Source organism: Carboxylicivirga sp. M1479, assembly GCF_007097485.1.
Lineage (GTDB): Bacteria > Bacteroidota > Bacteroidia > Bacteroidales > Marinilabiliaceae > Carboxylicivirga.
On record NZ_VKDE01000026.1, the window covers coordinates 37,781 to 56,881 of the forward strand.

General features: G+C 39.5%; 13 protein-coding genes. 8 read left to right on the top strand and 5 right to left on the bottom strand.

All coding sequences use genetic code 11. The annotated features are described in order from the left end of the window. The 3 genes from FNN09_RS15395 (at window position 1) to FNN09_RS15405 (ending at window position 1,594) form a co-directional block, all read left to right on the top strand. The gene (locus tag FNN09_RS15395; protein ID WP_143303264.1) at window positions 1-405 is read left to right on the top strand and encodes a structural protein; all 405 of its coding nucleotides are present in this window, start codon (window positions 1-3) and stop codon (window positions 403-405) included. A gap of 39 nt (window positions 406-444) precedes the next feature. After that, window positions 445-828: a hypothetical protein gene (locus FNN09_RS15400; RefSeq protein WP_143303265.1), complete on the top strand. Its 384-nt coding sequence runs from the start codon at window positions 445-447 to the stop codon at window positions 826-828. A 178-nt stretch (window positions 829-1,006) separates the two neighbouring features. After that, complete coding sequence (locus FNN09_RS15405) at window positions 1,007-1,594, top strand: hypothetical protein (protein WP_143303266.1); 588 nt, start codon at window positions 1,007-1,009, stop codon at window positions 1,592-1,594. A gap of 559 nt (window positions 1,595-2,153) precedes the next feature. On the opposite strand, the gene FNN09_RS15410 is transcribed toward FNN09_RS15405, so the two are convergent. Both FNN09_RS15410 and FNN09_RS15415 read right to left on the bottom strand, forming a co-directional pair. Continuing rightward, window positions 2,154-3,722, bottom strand: coding sequence for a sulfatase-like hydrolase/transferase (locus tag FNN09_RS15410; RefSeq protein WP_143303267.1), 1,569 nt, complete (start codon window positions 3,720-3,722; stop codon window positions 2,154-2,156). A 70-nt stretch (window positions 3,723-3,792) separates the two neighbouring features. Continuing rightward, entirely contained in the window at window positions 3,793-5,223 is a 1,431-nt protein-coding gene (locus tag FNN09_RS15415) for a sulfatase (protein ID WP_185969035.1), read from the bottom strand. A gap of 538 nt (window positions 5,224-5,761) precedes the next feature. Here FNN09_RS15415 and FNN09_RS15420 point away from each other — a divergent pair. Together FNN09_RS15420 and FNN09_RS15425 are read left to right on the top strand one after the other, a co-directional pair. Then, window positions 5,762-7,288 carry a sulfatase-like hydrolase/transferase gene (locus tag FNN09_RS15420; protein WP_221932516.1) on the top strand — a complete coding sequence of 509 codons (1,527 nt, stop codon included), beginning with the start codon at window positions 5,762-5,764 and terminating at the stop codon, window positions 7,286-7,288. Window positions 7,289-7,310: 22 nt separating this feature from the next. Further along, entirely contained in the window at window positions 7,311-8,285 is a 975-nt protein-coding gene (locus FNN09_RS15425; protein ID WP_143303270.1) for a hypothetical protein, read from the top strand. Window positions 8,286-8,603: 318 nt separating this feature from the next. Here FNN09_RS15425 and FNN09_RS15430 read toward each other — a convergent pair whose 3' ends face one another. Then, window positions 8,604-11,900, bottom strand: a complete 3,297-nt coding sequence (locus FNN09_RS15430; protein WP_143303271.1) for a T9SS type A sorting domain-containing protein — start codon at window positions 11,898-11,900, stop codon at window positions 8,604-8,606. Between the two features lie 477 nt (window positions 11,901-12,377). Beyond that, complete coding sequence (locus FNN09_RS15435) at window positions 12,378-13,238, bottom strand: T9SS type A sorting domain-containing protein (protein WP_143303272.1); 861 nt, start codon at window positions 13,236-13,238, stop codon at window positions 12,378-12,380. 100 nt (window positions 13,239-13,338) lie between these two features. Here FNN09_RS15435 and FNN09_RS21180 point away from each other — a divergent pair, with 100 nt between their 5' ends. Beyond that, window positions 13,339-13,497 carry a hypothetical protein gene (locus FNN09_RS21180; protein ID WP_185969036.1) on the top strand — a complete coding sequence of 53 codons (159 nt, stop codon included), beginning with the start codon at window positions 13,339-13,341 and terminating at the stop codon, window positions 13,495-13,497. Window positions 13,498-13,558: 61 nt separating this feature from the next. On the opposite strand, the gene FNN09_RS15440 is transcribed toward FNN09_RS21180, so the two are convergent. Beyond that, a complete protein-coding gene (locus FNN09_RS15440) occupies window positions 13,559-15,160 on the bottom strand; it encodes a sulfatase (RefSeq protein WP_143303273.1) in 1,602 nt (533 codons plus the stop codon). A 451-nt stretch (window positions 15,161-15,611) separates the two neighbouring features. On the opposite strand from FNN09_RS15440, the gene FNN09_RS15445 reads away from it, so the two are divergent. Further along, window positions 15,612-17,417 (top strand): alpha-L-fucosidase, encoded by a 1,806-nt coding sequence (locus tag FNN09_RS15445; protein ID WP_143303274.1) that lies wholly within the window; start codon window positions 15,612-15,614, stop codon window positions 17,415-17,417. Beyond that, a complete protein-coding gene (locus FNN09_RS15450; RefSeq protein ID WP_143303275.1) occupies window positions 17,417-18,835 on the top strand; it encodes a sulfatase-like hydrolase/transferase in 1,419 nt (472 codons plus the stop codon). Before FNN09_RS15445 ends, FNN09_RS15450 begins: the two co-directional genes overlap by 1 nt. The last annotated feature ends 266 nt before the right edge of the window (window positions 18,836-19,101 follow it).

Sequence of the window (19,101 nt, forward strand, 5' to 3'; positions counted from 1 at the left end):
TTGAGTGCGCCCTGGGGAATTAGGAATAACAATCCGGGAAACCTGATTTATACCAACATCAAATGGAATGGTAAGCTGCCCAAAGAGCAAAACAAAGACTGGCGTTTCGAAATATTTATTGCTCCAGAATACGGTGCCCGTGCCATGATTAAAGTCCTCAAACACGACATTGAAAAAGGTAAGAATGCGGTTCCGGCTCTTATTGAGGAATATGCAAACAAGTTTGAGAACAATACAGCAGCTTACATCAATACAATTTACCAGGATTTGAAGGTGAACACAACAGCGAAGCTACTACCTACCACGAATACTCTTCGCCTTTTAGTGCTTTCAATAACCAGGGTTGAAAATGGAGGCAATTACAGCAGCAGCGAACTATTCGACAAAGCTTATTCAATGATATAGCCACGCTATCAATTTATAATACATAAAAAGGCTTCATATATGGTAACAATCAAGATGTTTAGGGGAACGACCCCAACGTTACTGAAAAAAGGCGAATGGGCTTCTGATGGCCAGTACGCTTATCTGGGTATGGAACACGAACAATACAAAGTGTTTCAGGGCGTGTTTGATATGAGTAAAGACCAAGAGATTACCGGGTTTGAATTCGATCTTGCCCAAAAAGCGATTATGATTCCTTCAGGTACGCCATTTTCAAAGCTTCAACGCTTATTTGATACGCTGCCCAAAGCATTGAAATACCATATCAATGAGAAAGCCAGTATCGACATCATGTTTGAGGATGGTATCTACCTTAATGATTTGGGAACGTTTTTCGTGATTTCTCTTATCAAATCAACATTAAATCTCTTAGCAATAAAGTAGATGGTTCTCTGGGAACGTACGTGAAACCAGTCATTTTTCAGAGTGACCGAACCATAGAAATTTATAATAGTGCGGAAATTTCTCCGATATTCGATTTGAATATTCAGATGCTTCAAATGGTGCAATCGCTTACCTGAACAGTACTACCAACATTGACGATTGTTGCTTTGATGCCAAGGTGAACCATTCATGTGTGTTTGACCGGGGCTATAACAAGATTGTACTTTCTGATACCTATTTCAACATGAACCGTGATGTGGAGGATTCTATTCAGGATAAAACATCGGTGGGTTCATTTGTGAATATTGCACGAAGTAAATCTGCACCGGATTTCAGACCCAAGACCATTGTAAGTTCATTAAGCGGTGGGATGATTATTGCCGGAAATGTTGAAGACTTGCTTATCTCAGATAAAAGCCCGGTGTATATGCCCAATGGTGGTGTAGAGATTCATGGTGGATTTGTTACCCGACCTTACGGAAATATCGACATAGCTGTTCCAACTAAGTTTTCACAGTTGGAAAACGACATGAACCTGACCAATGATTTTGAACAGTTGGAGAATAAAACCAATACCATTACCCCGGAACAATCGGCAGCTATTGAAGCAAACACTCAAAAGCGAAGCTATCCGCAAACAGATGAAGATAAACTGTCACGTATTGAAGAGAATGCTACTGTTGGAGCAAACTGGGTGACACCCTCTAGAAAGGCTAATTCAAACGTATCAAGATGTAGTACTGGCATATATAGCAATGTAAATTAATTGGCAAAATTACATTGGTTACATAAATGTTACCATATTTTTATAGTAAGCTTATTAACTTGAAGGTAAATTTTGGTAGATAAGATATAAATTATTTTTTACTATTTTTTAATAATTTTACTAAGCCAATTACTAGATTCTGCCAACTAACTTAAAAATCTAAATCCAAGGGGGCAATATCAGGGCAATATCAGGATTCTTCATCATATTTGGGGAAGTGTCTTTTCCAACTTGCGATAGTACTATTTTTTTTTAGAAGATTAAACCCAGCCAGGTCATATATTTATCTCTAAATAGGCATTATCTTGTTGACATGATCTTCTACTGATCTATTACTCCAATTTATATTGAAACTGTTCTTAGAAGCATCTATGTCTTTTAAAAGTCCTTTGTCAAAAGACCAAATCCCGCTGAACTTACATTTTAATTTTCTAATAAATTCGATCCTTCTCAATATTTCCCTTTACCTCTCCATAACATTGTCTTGAAGAGTCGAACCATTAGACCTATCTAACAAAATACAGACCATTAACCTATTGACCTAACATTGCCATTGTGTTTATTCTTTCATCCAGGTGAGTTGTTCCCAATGTTTTGGACCATCGTTTAGCACAGGTGTGCCCTTATTGCTTCGTCCTTCTTTAACAACCTTCGTCAGCAACTTTGTCAGTTCGTCAGCTTTTTCTTTATGTTTATCCATCAGGTTGCTTTTCTCTCCAGGATCATTCTTTAAATTGAACAATTCATTTTCTTTTCCAGCCCTTGGAAACGTCAGTTTCCAATCACCCTTCCGAATGGCGAAATAGCCTGTAAAGTCACTGTGCACAATAACTCTCTTGGTGTCAGTCACTGTTTTTACGCCTTTTAAATCTGCCAAAATACTGTAGCTGTCTTCTGCTTCATTATTGGATAAATCTTCACCAACCAGTTCGGCACAGGTGGCATATAAATCGTTCAGGCTAATCAGGTTATCATTTACTTCCCCCATAGGCATAGCTGCCGGCCAGCTGGTGATAAACGGTACACGGTGGCCGCCTTCATCCAGGCGTGCCTTGTAGCCTTTATAAATATAGCTTGGGCTATGGTTATATTTTTTCTGAATAGTGATGGGGATTCCTTTTAAACTTGAACCATTATCGGCCGTAAAAACAAATAATGTATTGTCGTAAACACCTTTTTCTTTTAAGGCAGTAATAATCTGACCAACAGCATCATCCAACTCAACACAAAAATCACCATAGATACCACACTGTGAAGTTCCCTTGAACTCATCACGCGGCACAACAGGCGTATGCGGTGATGTATAGCAAACGAAAAGAAATTGTGGTTTTGAATTATCAAACTCATTGATATAATCAACGGTTTTATCGGTAATAACCTTAACAGCATCCTTAGGACCTAATGAGCCGGTAACACCATCGCGCCAGCTAGCCAAAGGGTATTTCTTTTTGTTTTTTTCAATAGTCTCAAGGGTATGACCTTCAGGTAAATCACCAATCCAGCCACCTTTTTTGCCATTTGGCTGTTCTACCAGTCGGTCGTTTTCAATAAAAATATACGGAGGGAAGTCCCACGACGCAGCAATACCATAAAAATAATTAAAACCTAAATGCGTCGGTCCCAACTCAAGAGGTCTTGTAAAATCAATACGCTTCTCTGTTTCCACGATGTCATTTTTTAATTCTGTGATTTTAGAGCCATCTTTAGTTGCCCAGTTAAGGCCTAAATGCCACTTACCTATCATTGCCGTTTGATAACCATTCCGACTTAACAAAGTGGCCACGGTGCTGCGGTCTTTATCAACAATACAAGGATCGTAGCCACTCACCACTCTCTCTTTTAACTCTGAACGCCAGCAATAACGACCTGTGAGAATACCATATCGGGTTGGAGTACAAACAGCCGATCCTGAATGAGCATCGGTAAAGCGCATACCCTGCTCCGCTAATTTATCAAGGTTTACTGTAGGAATCTTAGATTCCGGGTTATAGCACGACAGATCGCCCTGTCCCATATCATCCACTAAAACATATACAATATGGGGTAGTTTTTCAACTTTATTTTTTTTAGAAAATGCCAATCCAAAGACGAAGCATTGCATTATCATAAATAAGGTGAATCTTTTCATATCTCTGTAATTATTTTACTTTTATTATTGATACTCAGCTTTATGCCACAAGCTTATTTAAGCTCATTTTTTATTTAGAAGACTTTAAACTCTTATCAAATTGCGGGTTAGGTACTGGCATACGCGCTCCCGATTCATACCTCCATGACTTGAGCATCTGTAATAACTCCTCTGCTTTTTCCGGCATTTTTTCTGCCAAATTGTTTCTTTCCCCCAAATCCTCCGCAATATTATAGAGCTCTATATATGCTGTTGTATCGTGGTAAAATTCAAGTAACTTATAGTCCCCGAGTCTAATAGCATCGGTGGGGATATAAGCATATTTAAGTTGTCCATTTTTATAGGAGACAGGCCCGTAATTAGGGTAGTGCCAATACAAAGGACGCTCTTTACATTGATGATCAGGATTTAAAAGAGTTTTAAAAAAGCTTATTCCATCAAGTTCATGCTCTTTCGGTGCTTTAATGCCTGCTATATCTAATAGGGTGGGGTATAAATCTACTCCTATGATTGGCATCTCAGAAGATGTGCCGGAAGCAATTTTGTTTTTCCAGTATAAAATATACGGAACACGGATACCTCCTTCGTACAACAGACCTTTCCCATCTCTTAAAGGTATGTTGTCGGTGTAGTTCTTACTCATTCCTGTTCCATCAGGGTTAGTTCGACCGGCAGCTCCATTATCCGATGTAAATATGATGAGTGTATTTTCAAGAATACCGGTATCTTCTAACTTATTATATATACGCCCGACAGTTTCATCCAGACTTTCGGTCATGGCGGCATAAACCGGATCCTTGTGTCCTCCTGCCGGTTGCTTTTTAGCATATTTCTGTATCAGCCTCTCTTTAGCCTCATGGGGTTTATGTACTAAGAAATCAGGCAGGTAAAGAAAGAATGGATTGTCTTTATTTTTATCAATAAACTCAATGGCTTTATCAGCCATGTAATCGCTCAGGTAAGTACCTTCTTTAATTTCTTCGTTTAATGATGTTTCAAAATTAAAATGCTTGGATGCACTAGTCACCCATTCATCAAAACCATGGTCGCCGGGTGAGCCGGGGTGCAAATGCCATTTTCCGAACATGCCGGTTGCATAGCCACCTGATTTTAAAGCCTCAGCAATAGTTGTCTGACTTTCTTCAAAAGGCAGGTTAGCCGGCTGAAGTGCCTGATATAAATGATATTTATTGATTCTTTTGGGAACATCACTTACTCTTAAAGTGCCATTTTTTGTATTGTACTGACCACTTATAAGCGCTGCTCTGGATGGCGCACAAACAGTAGCTGCCGCATACCCCTGGGTAAACTTCATACCGCTATAACACAACTTATCAATATTGGGTGTTTCATAAAAATCGCTTCCATAGCTGCCGAGCCCAGTCCAACCTAAATCATCTGCAAAAATTAAAACAATATTTGGTTTTTTCTTCGCAAATGCGTGATTGGCAGTATTAAATAAAATCAACGACAGCGCTATTATTATTCTTATGTTTTTCATTTTAAAACTCATGTTTTAGTTGCATGTATAAATTTAAAAAGTGATAATTGATTTGGGTAAATAGTACTAATGATTTCTTTTGATTTCGGCTTATAATTTTTTAGAAAATTTCATAACAAAGTTATTGGTTTGACAAAAAAACAAAGTTTCCTATCATCTCATATAGGTTTCATTTTCATTCAGTTGTTTTGGTATTTATCATCCAACTGTCAGCACAACAGATAATAATTGTTGAAAGAAAGATTGTTACAAAACTGAAATTTGCATCATTTCATAACTTGTTTACAAATCTGTAATTGTTTCATAGATAGACGACAATCCTATTTTGCATCAAAGTTTTACCTGTTCGAAAATGCCATCAAGCCTGGTTTTGTACAGTCACTTTTTTAAATAAAAATTAGTTGAACGATACAGAAACCTATGCTTCTATACATAGCTTTAAATTAGTAATCAATTGATTTCTCAAAAAAAACATGAATTTAACGAAGATATGTCTAAAAAAACTTTTAAACACATTTGCTTAGCGGCATTTCTAATAATGAGCTGCCATAAAGGAGCAACCAATAACCAACTAAAACCCAACGTGGTATTAATTTATGCCGATGATTTAGGGCGAGGTATGCTATCGTATTATGGTCAGAAAATAGTGAAAACCCCAAATATTGATCGATTGGCATATCAGGGGCTGGTGTTTGAAAATGCCCGCGGCTGCATGCTTTGTGCACCGGCGCGGGCCAGTATGTTAACCGGATACCACGATTGCCATCCGGATAAATGGAAGATTACCAAAGGCGGTGCCTATTATGCCGTTTCTGACAGCATTTCAGATGACCTTATTTCAAACACTATTGAAAAGCTAGTGCCCGAACATAAGAACATCCATCACATGGCACAGGTATTTAAAGATGTCGGGTACACAACAGCTCAGTTTGGTAAATTAGAATGGGGATTTTCGGTTAGTAAAAAACAAATGGATGCACACGGTTGGGATCACTATTGCGGTTATCTCGATCATATGCGTGCCCATGGTTTTTATCCCCCTTTTTTATTTGAAGACGGCGATATAATGCCAATGTCAGGTAATACTCGGAAAGATTGTGGCAAAACAATCGAGCCGGAAACTCCTGAAAGCTATAAAGACCGTTGGGATATGACCGGTAAAAAACTGTATTCACCCAATATTATACTTACTAAACTGCTTGTTTTTATACAACAAAACAAAAACAAACCTTTTTTTATTTATCACCCGACAACATTGCCACATGGTCCGGTTGCAGTTCCCGAAGTACATCAGGATTTTATCGAAAACGATACGCTTACTGAAGTGGAAAAAGAATATGCTTCCATGGTAAAAATGCTGGATCAGCACGTTGGTCGTATACTGGATGAACTTAAGCAACATCGATTGCTTGACAATACCCTTTTCATTTTTACCTCCGACAACGGGCATGAACTGTACTACACCATGAAAGGACGATGTACCAAAAAAGGTAAGAACATACTGACGGGGGTTAACTACAATAATATCAACACTAAGTACTATAGTGAATGTGGAGGTGACATATTCGACGGTAACGACGGCATGGCAGGGCGCAAACGAGATAACTGGGAAGGCGGAAGTCGGGTACCGCTTATTATGAGCTGGCCGGCGGAGATTAAAGGCCACCGGGAAGTATCAAATTTAGTCGCCAACTTTGACCTTATTACAACTTTTGCCGATATGCTGCATATTCAATTACAGGACCCTAAGGATGGTATTTCTTTATGGCCAGTAATGAATGGAACTGGCCCCGATACTGAACATACGTACGTTGTCAATGCATCATTTCAAGGTGCATCCATTGTCACCAATGAGGGCTGGAAACTGAGGCATTATGCGCCTAAAAATACGTTTCAGCTCTTCTATTTACCCGATGACTACCGGGAAAAGCATGACTTATCACACCAACATCCAGAAAGAGTTATCTTATTAAAAAAACAATTACTGAAAGAATGCAGTGGAGATTATAACAATGGTCTGTTTTCAGCAAAGAGCAATATTATACCCGTTGTTGTTAATCCATAAAAAATAAACAAAACTTACATACATGAAATTATATGCTACTTTAATTGTTCTTCTATTCATCTCTCTGATTTCATTATCGGCAGCCAGGACCATTACACAATACGGGCTGCCCAACTGCATTGAATTGCGAAATGAAAACACCAGAGTTGTCCTGGACCCTAATATCGGCGGACGGGTTTTAGTTTATGAAATTAACGGGAAAAATGTGCTGTACTTTGATAAAGCACACGAAGGTATCACAGATGGCTACAAGATACAGCGAGTTGATGCCGGACGTTTTGACTTTGGCCCGGTACAGACAATGCCTAAACACAATACCTATTGGAAAGGTGTCTGGAAGGCTGAAATTATCGGTGATTATTCGGTAAAAATGACCAGTCAGGTTGACACTTCCCTTAACCTGTGCATCACCAGGCATTTTATCCTTGACCAGCATTGTTCGAGGTTAAGTTGTACACAAACAATTAAAAATCTTGGCAATAAGGAGATTAGCGTATGTTTTTGGGGCCGGACACTAGTTAAAGGCCGCGGAATTAGTTTAACACCGCTTCACCCGCAATCGCGTTTTCCCGAGGGGTACATTGCCTATTATAAAGAAAAGAGCGGTACCGTTATGAAGTACAAAAACATTAATGAGCCAAATATACGTAAACGCGATAATATACTAGAAATATTCGGGCCAACGGATTGCGGTAAATTGGTAATGGACGGTGAAGATGGCTGGATGGCTTATCTATCGCCAGAAGATGTGCTTTTTGTGAAGAAGTTCAAGCACTATCCGAAGAAAATTTATGGTGAGATGACGGCTGCAACCACCTCAATATGGTCATTTCGCCACGAGGTATACGAAATTGAGCCCTATGGACCGATGGAAACCCTTAAGCCCGGTAAATCAGCTACCTTTAACGAAGAGTGGTATTTGCAATCATTTGAATTCCCGTCTGATTTATTACCCGATCTTAACAGGGTCAAGGAGACGATAAATGCATTAAAATAATCCTACAGTAATTGGAATAGTGTCCAGCATGTTATTTATCTATTTGATAGATAGTAATTAAAATATTTTATTCAACTTACTGACACGGATTTTCAATCAGTATCACTCACTTAATAACACTGCGCCTAGTAAATCTCTTGAAGTGTGATTTACTAGGCGCAGTATGATGTTGATTTTAAACAAAAAGCCTAATCCTCCAGACTTTATACCATTTTAACTATGATTATAGCCTTATTTTTTTTGTGTATTGCCGATGCAATAATGAATGGATTTAGCAAATGAAATGATGATAAGGCCAGCTTCATTATACAACCGGTATTAGTCCTTATTAAATTTTTTCCTTACCGGCAGCTTGTCTACTGTTGCAGTTAGTATGTATAAGCCCTTGGACAAATGACTCACATTGGTGCCATCCAGCACTTTTACCCCATTAAGGTTATAAATTTTAACATTTTCCACATGACCGTTGGTTAAAAAGGAGATGGTATGTTTCACCGGGTTCGGGTATATTTTCAGATCTGTAGCTGACACATCCTCAATATCGACATAAATGATCGGTCCCAAGTGAATATTATCAATACTTATCGACTGATACTGAGGAGATAGATCAGTGCCACAAAGAATCTGAATCTTCTCAATGCTTTGTACACTGGCGGGTGTTTGAATCGTATCGGCAAAATATTCCCAGGTATCAGTCGACGAAAACGTAGCTGTAAAAACAACAGATGAACCTTCATCAAAATGCACTTTCATCTTACATTGCTCACCGGCTTTACCTTTAGCCCAGAATGCCATAAAATATTCTTCCTGATTATCAATTTGAATACTTTGAATATAGTCAACACCTGAATTAAGGTCACCACTTACTTGATATGCATTGTTGGACTCGTTCTGCCCTGGCTGTATTAACTGCCTCAATTGAGCTTTGTTATTACTCCAACCAATTTCACCTTCTTCAAATCCGGGATTTTTAATAAAGTTATACCCGTTATCAGTGCCTGAACCTTTTGGTGGCAAAGCATTCATTGGGAAATCCTTAGCCGGAAACAAGTCATTGCGAGATAATAAAGACACCTCTGTTTCACTTAACAGCCGGTCATATAAATGGAAATCATCAATGAAACCATAATAATAAGACTCCTCAACGGTCAGGTAATCCTGAGCAGCCGGTACATACAGCTTAACGGCTACAGTATTGCCCCCTAACTCAGGACCCCCTGCATTATTTAATGATAGCTGGGTGAAAGGAAGGTCTGCTTTTATGCGAGAAACTGGCCTGTTGGCTTCATAGAGCATAAACTTTAATTGCTGGTTCTGGCTATCGAACAACACTGTAATGGCATACCAGGTATCAAAATCAATGGCATGATTTAGGTGCTCGTGAACGACAGTGCCATTTGCATCACTCCATATACTTGCCACCAGGTGATTATCGCTAATACCGATTGACAGGCCGTTTGTTTCATCTCCTTCGGCATATAGTATTTGATCGTCTGTTGTTTCACCTGCCTGAAAGTGAAAATGAACGGAACGGTCCGGCATTGAATGATGCCCGGCAGTCGGTATGCTTATATAACCTGTACCGGTTAATACCAGTACACCATTGGGGTTAGAGCCCTCTCCAATTAAATGCCCGGTATCAAAGATTCTCTGACTGGCAAAATTATCAATATCGCCATGTTGTAATGATGCAAAATCGAAAGCCACCGCATGGCCGGCATCATGAACGTAGGGCATCTTATCATCATCACCGGCTAATTCATAATCATCATCCCTGTCACCATAATCATCATAGTTAACAATAGGCCAGGTGTTATTATTTATTTCATCGACGGTTAAAACACCATCTCCGTCATGATCGGCATTACTATCGTGTGTAGTTTCTCTCAAATAATAAGTGGTGTGATGATCCAGATTAAAACCCATAATAGCTTCCCAAACATTTGGGGTAGCATCGTTGTCAAATTCTGAAGTTTCTGAATCATTGGGGTCTATTAAATCCAGAGTTTGTGTAATCGTGGCCTTCTCCCCATCAAATAGTGCATAACTTAATTCTATGACATTACTTATACCATCTCCGTCATAATCGCCATTGATGGATAAATCACCAGGTGGATTTCCATCACTTGGATCGTTGGGATTCAGCTCATCCAGTAAACTCTCCGCGAAATCTGAAATATTATCCCGGTCACTATCCGGGTTATGCGGATCTGTACCACTTATAGTGATCTCGTAGTCATTACTTAAAAAGTCACCGTCTGTATCGTTGGCATCAACACTGCCTTCTCCATTCATGACCTCAAGCCTCACGCGTTTTTCATAATCGTTGTACCACTCATGGTCGATTTGATTGTAATACTCGTTCAAAGTTAAAAAGGTGATGGGCAAGGGATAGATGCCTTTGTTTACATCCTCCATTAATTGCTTGATTTCCTCAATCCTGAGAACCGTCGGATAGTCCACCCTGTCTTTGGCATTCACCGCACTCATAATCAGTGGCACTTTACTTTCATTCATCCAGCTCACTGCTGCATTGATCATGGTGTTATACGTTTCTTCATAAGGGTGCCATCCACCACCGGCAAATCCTTTGTGAAAATCACTTAAATAGTACTCTCCGGCATTTGAGGGGAAAATAATCTCATCCAGTCTTTCAGGGTTGTTAATACTTCCGGGTGGGAAAATTATATTTCGGGTGGGATCAACCTGTCGAACGATGTTACATATCACCTGATAATGGTTGTTTAATCGATCGATGGCCTGCGGATCTTTCGTACCAAATAAGCTATTTACCTTCCCGGTCTCCAGAAAAACGTGATAGGATAAGCGGTGCGAAGCATATTTGTAACGATCGACAATGGCTATCCACCAGGCTTCCATCTCAGGTAAGAAGTGCTGCAAGAAATTCGGATTGTCGTGATCTATTCCAAGAACCCCCTCGGTGACCGAATTACCTTTATTACCAATATGGCAGTATAAGCCATGACGGCTTATTTCCTCTATCCAGCCATCAAGTGATTCATAATAATTGGGTGTATTGGTTTGGTCTTGTTGCTTTGATTTAGATTTATCAAGCCGACCAATATGCATTCTTACGTGTCCAAAACCTGCCTTTTTCATATCAACAACCGTTTGTGCCGGCCGATGTTCGCCTTTATCAACATCTGCCTCAACAATAAAACCATTGCCCATATTGTTCACTAAGTCAACGGGCAAAATAGGATTATCAACATGGGTACTTAACATTCCTCCTTTAAGTGTAAACTCTTTTTGAGTAATACTTCCCTGTTTGTCCTCCAGGGTTATTTGGACGTGCTGTGAAACGGATTTTTTATAAACGTACATGTCTTTATAAAACTCATAAGCCTGAATGGCTGCCCAATCGCCCGGCATTGTTCCCCCTTCTGACAGCTTATAATGTGTGATGTTATAGTTATCAGGCACATCTACCTCAATGTGAATGTGGTCGGCCTGAATTAATGCGATTGAACTGACATCGACACCATCGTTGGTGCTTATTTTAATGGGGCTCGCAGCATATACATTTGCTGAGGTGAACAGCAATGTACACACCAGCATATTTAGACAAGAAACAAAAATGTGAATGTGCTTCATACTACTTAGATTTTTTAGCTTTACTTTAAAACAAATATTGAATGTATACTATTATCCTTCATCAGGTTATAAGAACATTCATATTACACATACCTCATCAAGGTGGGGCATTGAAGCTGAATGATTCATTAATGATGCTATGATGGCAATGAATGGCTCAGTACTATCCATTCCTTTATTAATATGATTGATAGTGAAAATTCCTTAACAAGCCTAGAGTGAAGTATGTTAATTAAACAAGCTAATATTTTGATGATATTTTTCTTTTTTCAAAGCAAAAATTTACAAGCATAGTCATAGCTACGGCGAAAAATTTTAACGTAGTAAAATGGAAAATAGGACAAAAAGAAAGTTCGGGAAATTAGCATTCTATACACTAGTAGCAACTTACAAAAAAGGAAGCTCAAAAGCTTCCTTAAAATACGATATGCGAAAAATTCAAGCGTATAAAAGGATAACCCTTAAATACGGCATTTGTTATTTTATCACAAGTTTTTGCACTCCAATTTGCCCATCAACCAAACCTTTTACCAGGTAATAACCTTTAGTTAGTGAGCTTACATTTATACTTCCTGATACGTCTTTAACTTCAAGAACTGTTTTTCCGCTAATATCAATAACCTCAATTTGCTGAGCACCATCAACAGTAATTTGCGATGAAGCAGGATTTGGATATATAGTAAATAAATTATCTTTTACATCATTGATGGCTGTTGGAGCAACCTCTGTAAAAGTAATTTCATCAAACCAAATATTAAAAGCCTTGCCTCCAGCATAATAATTTTTATCAAACAATTTGATTTTAGTTGTGTTTTCAATATTATAATTGTCAACCGTAATCTGTTGCCATTCCTCTGTTAGCAATACACTCGTACTTAAAATTCTTACACGGGCACCGTTTGTTACACCTGCCGCATCAGTTTTTGCGTAAAATGACATTGTCACAGGATTTGTAGCTGATCCCGACGGGAAAGCATACATTTCTAACCAACATTCGTTATCCAATGTAGCCAATGTAGTATAGGATACTTTCAAAGATTTGCTTGATCCATTGGCACCGGAACCTGAAATTGCAGCTTTTAAAGTTGGAAATTCAACTCGTTTATCAAAAGCTATTCTTCTGATGTAGCCGGTCGGATTAGATTGTGTGAATAAATCTGTCCACACTCCTCCCTGAAGTAAAACATCTGTACCATCAGTACCACAACCGGAACAGCCTTGCGCTGTTTCTCCGATAGTGTAATTTTCAAAATTTTCTTTAGCAGAAAATAGTTGAGCATTAGTAGTGTTTAAAGCAGTAAATAATAAAACAAAAAGAGTAAACGTTACATTTCTCATAACACATAGATTTAAAAAATAAGTAAATAATTTTGGACAGTTCAAATGTATGGCAATGGGTATTTATAGGGGTTTCTGTTTTGTTCTAATAGGTTTGTAATTGATTCCGAAACCTTATAATGCAGCAGTAAGCAATAGTAAGTTCAAGCACTCATACGGCTCAATCGATGTGGCAGGAGCAACGGCTGTTTTTATCGTGATGTCATCCATCCAAAGAACGCATGATAAAATTGTTGTCGCAGCTGCTCCACTATTATAAATAAATCAAAATAATAGTACCGTATTAGCATTAGAATGTTATGAACATACCCAATGCTATCTTATTTTAACAATCGCTTATATAAGGATGTATAATTTTTAGGCAGAATTACTTTCTTATTTTCCCAACTGATGTGGCGATCAAAATACTGTTTGTAAAATTGGTAGTTGTTGTAATCAACGCCCTCCTTTTTTATTTTCAGAACCTCCTGGTCATAATAACTTTGCATTTGTTCCAACTGCTTTTTGTAAACGGGGTTATTCACCTCATTCTTCATCTCCAAAGGATCTTTTTCTTTATCAAACAACTCTTCGGTGGGTTTCATGCCATTGCCCCCATAAGCCCAGTAGATGTATTTGATTTTCTCAGACTGAATGGATAGTACATGTGTAGGTGCCGCACCAAACATATTCATTACCGGCAGGTAGGAGCGCATTGATTTCTTCGGATTATCAACAATCGGCAATAAACTTTTACCATCCATGTTAAAGGGTATCTCTTGCTGTGCCAATGCTAGGATTGTTGGTGCCACATCAATGTTCCCGACCAGAGAGGCAGTTCTTGTGCCTTTATTCATTTTTTTATGTCGCGGATCGAAATAAATAAACGGAGCTTTGGCTGCCTCTTCATATGGCAGCACTTTACCGCCAAAACCATGTGCTCCCAGATGATAACCATTATCAGAAGTGTAAATAATAACTGTATTCTTATCCTGCCCAGACTCTTTTAAGGCCTTCATAATCATTCCAACCGCATAATCCACTCCATAAATGAGTTGATAGTATTTTTTTACGCTTTCCTGATAAGCATCAGCACTTTCATAGCCGTAATTGCGAAATAATCTAAGCCGTTGCCGCCCATTTTGAGCTTGTTCGGCCAAATGCCTGCCATTAGCAATACCATAGTTTTCAGGCATTGGTATTTCTATACCGGCATAAACCTCGTCAAACATGGGATCCGGTACACTTGGCAGGTGGGGTGCTTTAAAACTTAGCGATAAGCAAAAGGGCTGCTTGCTATTGGTATTTTCCTTAATGAAGTTGGCTGCCCAGGCTCCGTAAGCCCTGCTGGAGTGTGGATAATCATCAGCGTACATCTGCATGTACTTGTTTTTAGCCGTCTCATATTCTGTTTGACCAATTCCGCCGCGCCACTCATCAAACTGATCGATTGGCAACAAATCGTAGGTATGGTGACCAATGCTATTGGATATACCTTCGGTAACCGGAAAACCAAACTTACCTGCAAAAGCAACCTTATAACCCGCTTTCCGGAGTAGCACAGGGTATGATAATTCATACTGCTCCTTGGTTAATGAACCGTGTGTAAAGTTACAAGCCGTTTTATACTCCAACATACCGGTCATTATCTGGGCTCTGCTTGCCATGCAAATAGATGTGGTATTATAATAATTGTCAAACACCAGCCCCTGAGCCGATAATTTGTCCAGGTTAGGTGTTTTAATGACTTTATTGCCATTAAATCCCGCCGACAAATAGGAATGGTCATCAGCTAATAAAAAGATAATATTTGGCCGTTCTTGTGCCTCAGCCTCAAAACACAAAGCTGTCACTAACAGGTAAAACACGGCGAATACTGTTAGTTGAAGATTGAAATACCGGCGGCCTTTCGGCTTACCCAAATTGAATAGAGCGTTTTTCATAAATCTGAATTTAATATTGTTAACAGGAGACCTATAAGCCAATCCCTGTTGTAAAATTATATTCTATCATTCTTTGGATGGTTTGAATAGCGTTCTATTTATGTAATAGTCTATCGGTTAAGTTTGCTTTTTCGGGCTTTTGAGGTGTCAATATCATTCACCCAACATCTCCCACCTTTTGCAGTGTAGGCAAGGGAGGAGTTTTTTGTACTGATCTCATAATAATTCTTCCCTCGTTTATAGGAATAAGCATTGAGGAGATACTTAGGAGAAAAAAAGGCTTTCTTAGGGCCGAAGTCAACAGACAATGAGCAATGGAGTGACCTATGCGAATTATAATGAAACCCTGTTCAACGACAAATCTTCTACTTTTACAGCATCATTTATTGTGAAGCAAAAATTGAGATATTGTACTTCATTTAAGTCAAAATATTTATTAAAATAAAATATCATGAAACAATCAATAAGTATTATCACTTTAATCCTATTGTTGGGCATAACTACCTCCAGAGCTCAGCACGGTACGCATACAAACGGGATTGAACCCTATTACCACCCTAAGGATTTAAGCAATTACCTGGAATCGATTGATCCGGTCTATTTACCTTATATGTTTGCTTCTGACGAAGACATGCGGTGGTGGAAAGAAGCTAAGTTCGGCATTTTTGTTCACTGGGCTCCGTCGGTAGTGACCGAGGCACCCCTTAGCTGGGGGCGTAAAGGGCCACGACCGCATCATTCATCAGACGGAACCGTAAAAAAAGGAGTGCCCCAGCAGGAATACAACGACACTTACAAAACCTTTAATCCTGTTAATTTTGATGCTGAAGAATGGGTGAAGACATGGAAAAAAGCCGGAGCCAGGTATTTCGTCTTTACGGCCAAGCATCACTACGGCTTTTGTATGTGGGACACCAAAACAACCGATTTTAACATCATGAACACGCCCTATGGCAAAGATGTAATGAAAGACATTGCTGATGCCTGCGAAAAGCACGATATGCGTTTAATGTGGTATTATTCACAGCCCGACTGGACACATCCATATTATGCTGAAAATGTACCTCATCAGCGCTATAACGACGAAATATTATTTCCCCAATTAGAAGAGCTAATGAGTTATAAAGGCATTGACGGCATCTGGTTTGATGGATTGGGGCTTCATCCCGACCGCTGGAACTCTCCTAAGATGCTAAAGATGATACGTGATGTCAATCCCAATGCGATTGTGAATCATCGCCACGGACCTCCGCAATGGCACATGGGTGACTTTGACGGCCCGGAACGCGGCGTGGGTCGTTTTCAGGTGAATCGTCCCTGGGAAACATGTGATGTTATTGCAGGTGCCTGGGCCTATAACGGCGAGTCAGACCCGGCTCCAATAGGTGAAGTGATAAAAGCCCTAACCAAAGTAGCAGTGAATGGCGGTAACCTTTTGTTGGGTACCGGACCTCGCCCGGATGGTTCCAACGTGGATAACCACGTGGCACGACTAACAGAAATGGGTGATTACCTGGCTAAGTATGGCGAAAGTATTTATGCCACTCAGGGGGGGCCATATATCTCAGGCCCATGGGGTGGAGCCACCTATAAGGGTAATAAGGTGTATTTGCATTTGATGGGTAATAAAGAAGGAAAGGCACTTATCTTACCGCAATTACCGGCTAATGTAAAGGCTTTTAAAGCACTGACGAATAACACAGGCATTGAAGTAAGCAATACTAAAAAAGGACTTGTGGTAAAGTATGATGCCCGGCAGGATGATGAGCTGTTTCCGGTTATTGAACTGACTATAAACAAAGATGCAGCAAGCATCACGCCCATTGCAACCAGCGGACATTTACTGCTTCAATCAGTTAAACTGCAAGCCAGTTCTGATAAAGCAGAGAGCTTTGCCAGTAAAAATTTATTACCAGGTGCAGGAGAGGATTTCTCGGAAGGTATCCGTATTAAAAAATCGTGGCGCCCATCGGATCAAGATGAAGAACCAAGCCTGGAATATTCCTGGGAACAGCCGCAAAAAATTAAACAAATATCTATTAAAGAAGGAAGGCGCCTAGACAAATCGAAGGTGAAGGCTTTTCAGATTCAAAGCTGGAATAAAGGGCAATGGGAAACCATTCATAAAGGTAGTAATATAGGCCGCTTTTACGGTGTTAATTTTACCACACCTGTCAACACCTCAAAATTACGCATCACATTTGAAAATGCGAAGGGATTAGAAATTAACAAAGTGCTAATTTACAATATATTATAATGCGACATATTTATTTACTTCTATTATTGTGGGCCGGTTTGGTAACGGCCCAGACAAAACAGCCCAATGTATTACTTATATTAGCGGATGACCTGGGTATTAATGCGCTTAATTGCTACGGTAATAAAGCCGTAGAAACGCCTAACATCGATCGCTTATTCGAACAGGGCATGCATTTCACCAATGGCTATGCCAACGACCCAACCTGTGCACCGTCACGAGCCTCTATTATGACCGGGCAATTGTCTCCACGCACCAATATTTACCGGGTGGTTAACCGCCACTACACTGCGAAAAATGCAGAAGAGATGCGACAGCATATGCGCTACCTGCCACCTGCTACTGCACACCTGTATTCCGGAAACAATGGCTTGGATCCTAAGTGTTTTAATATGGCCAAAGCCTTTAAAGGAGCTGAATACAGAACAGCTGCTTTCGGAAAGTGGCATCTGGGAACGGGCACTTCAGCCATGCACAAAGTCGGTTTTGACGTAGCTATTGAAGCCAAGAAGCATTATAATTTCTCAACAGTACCGCAGCAGGATGACTATGACAGTAAGGTGTACAATGCCGATTATTGTACCCAAAAAGGAGTTGACTTTATGAATGCTTGTGTGAAAAATGAGCAACCATTCTTTTTGTTCATGCCTTATTATCTGGTGCATGGACCATTTGATCCAAAACCAGAGTACGTTAAATACTTCAGCAATAAACTCAAAGGAAGTGAGTACGATCACGAACAAGTGATTGATGTCATTGCCATGATCAAATCATTGGACGACAGTGTTGGTGAATTATTGAATAACCTTGAAAGAATGGGTATTGCCGATAATACCATTGTCATTTTCACCTCAGACAACGGCCATTATCAGGTTAAAGGAAACAATCTGTTTGCTCAGCCTTATAGGGGGAATAAAGGTGTAATGTGGGAAGGTGGTGTGCGTATACCCTATATTTTTAAATGGCCTGATCATATTGAGCCGGGAACAAAATCAGAATTGCCAATCATTCACGTCGACCTATTTCCGACCCTGGCTGACATGGCAAATATTCAAATAGATGAGAACCACATCATTGATGGAATCAGCATAAAAAGCACTTTACTCAATAAAGAGACAAGCCCTGAGCGAAGAATGCCTCTGGTATGGTTTTATACAAATTACAGTGGCTTTAATTCCAAAACAAAGAAATTTCAATCAAAATGGATTAATGTCATTCAGGACAATGGTTATAAGCTTCTTGAAGATATTGAAACGAATAGTTATGAGCTTTATAATCTGAGTAATGATCCTGGTGAGAAAAAGAATATCTTCACTAAAGAATCGGTGATTGCCCAGCGTTTAATTGAACAATTGGAGCAGGCCAAGAAAAACACGAAATTACCTGAACCTGCAATAAACCCTGAGTTTAAGCGGTAATATGAAAACAAACAATTAGTAAAAAGGCATCCGGAGGCTATTCCGGATGCCTTTTTTAGTAAACGTTGGCATCGCCTATATTTCAGCTCCCAAGCTAATCCTTTTGCGTGGCATGTGATAATATCAACCTGGAGGGCATTTATTTTGTCATGCGACGACTTTTTAGGTTCATTTAAAGTCATTGAACGAGGAAAAGACTTCCGAGAGTCACTCAATACAACCCGGGAAATCAACCCAATGAGGCCACACCTGATTAATATTGAGTG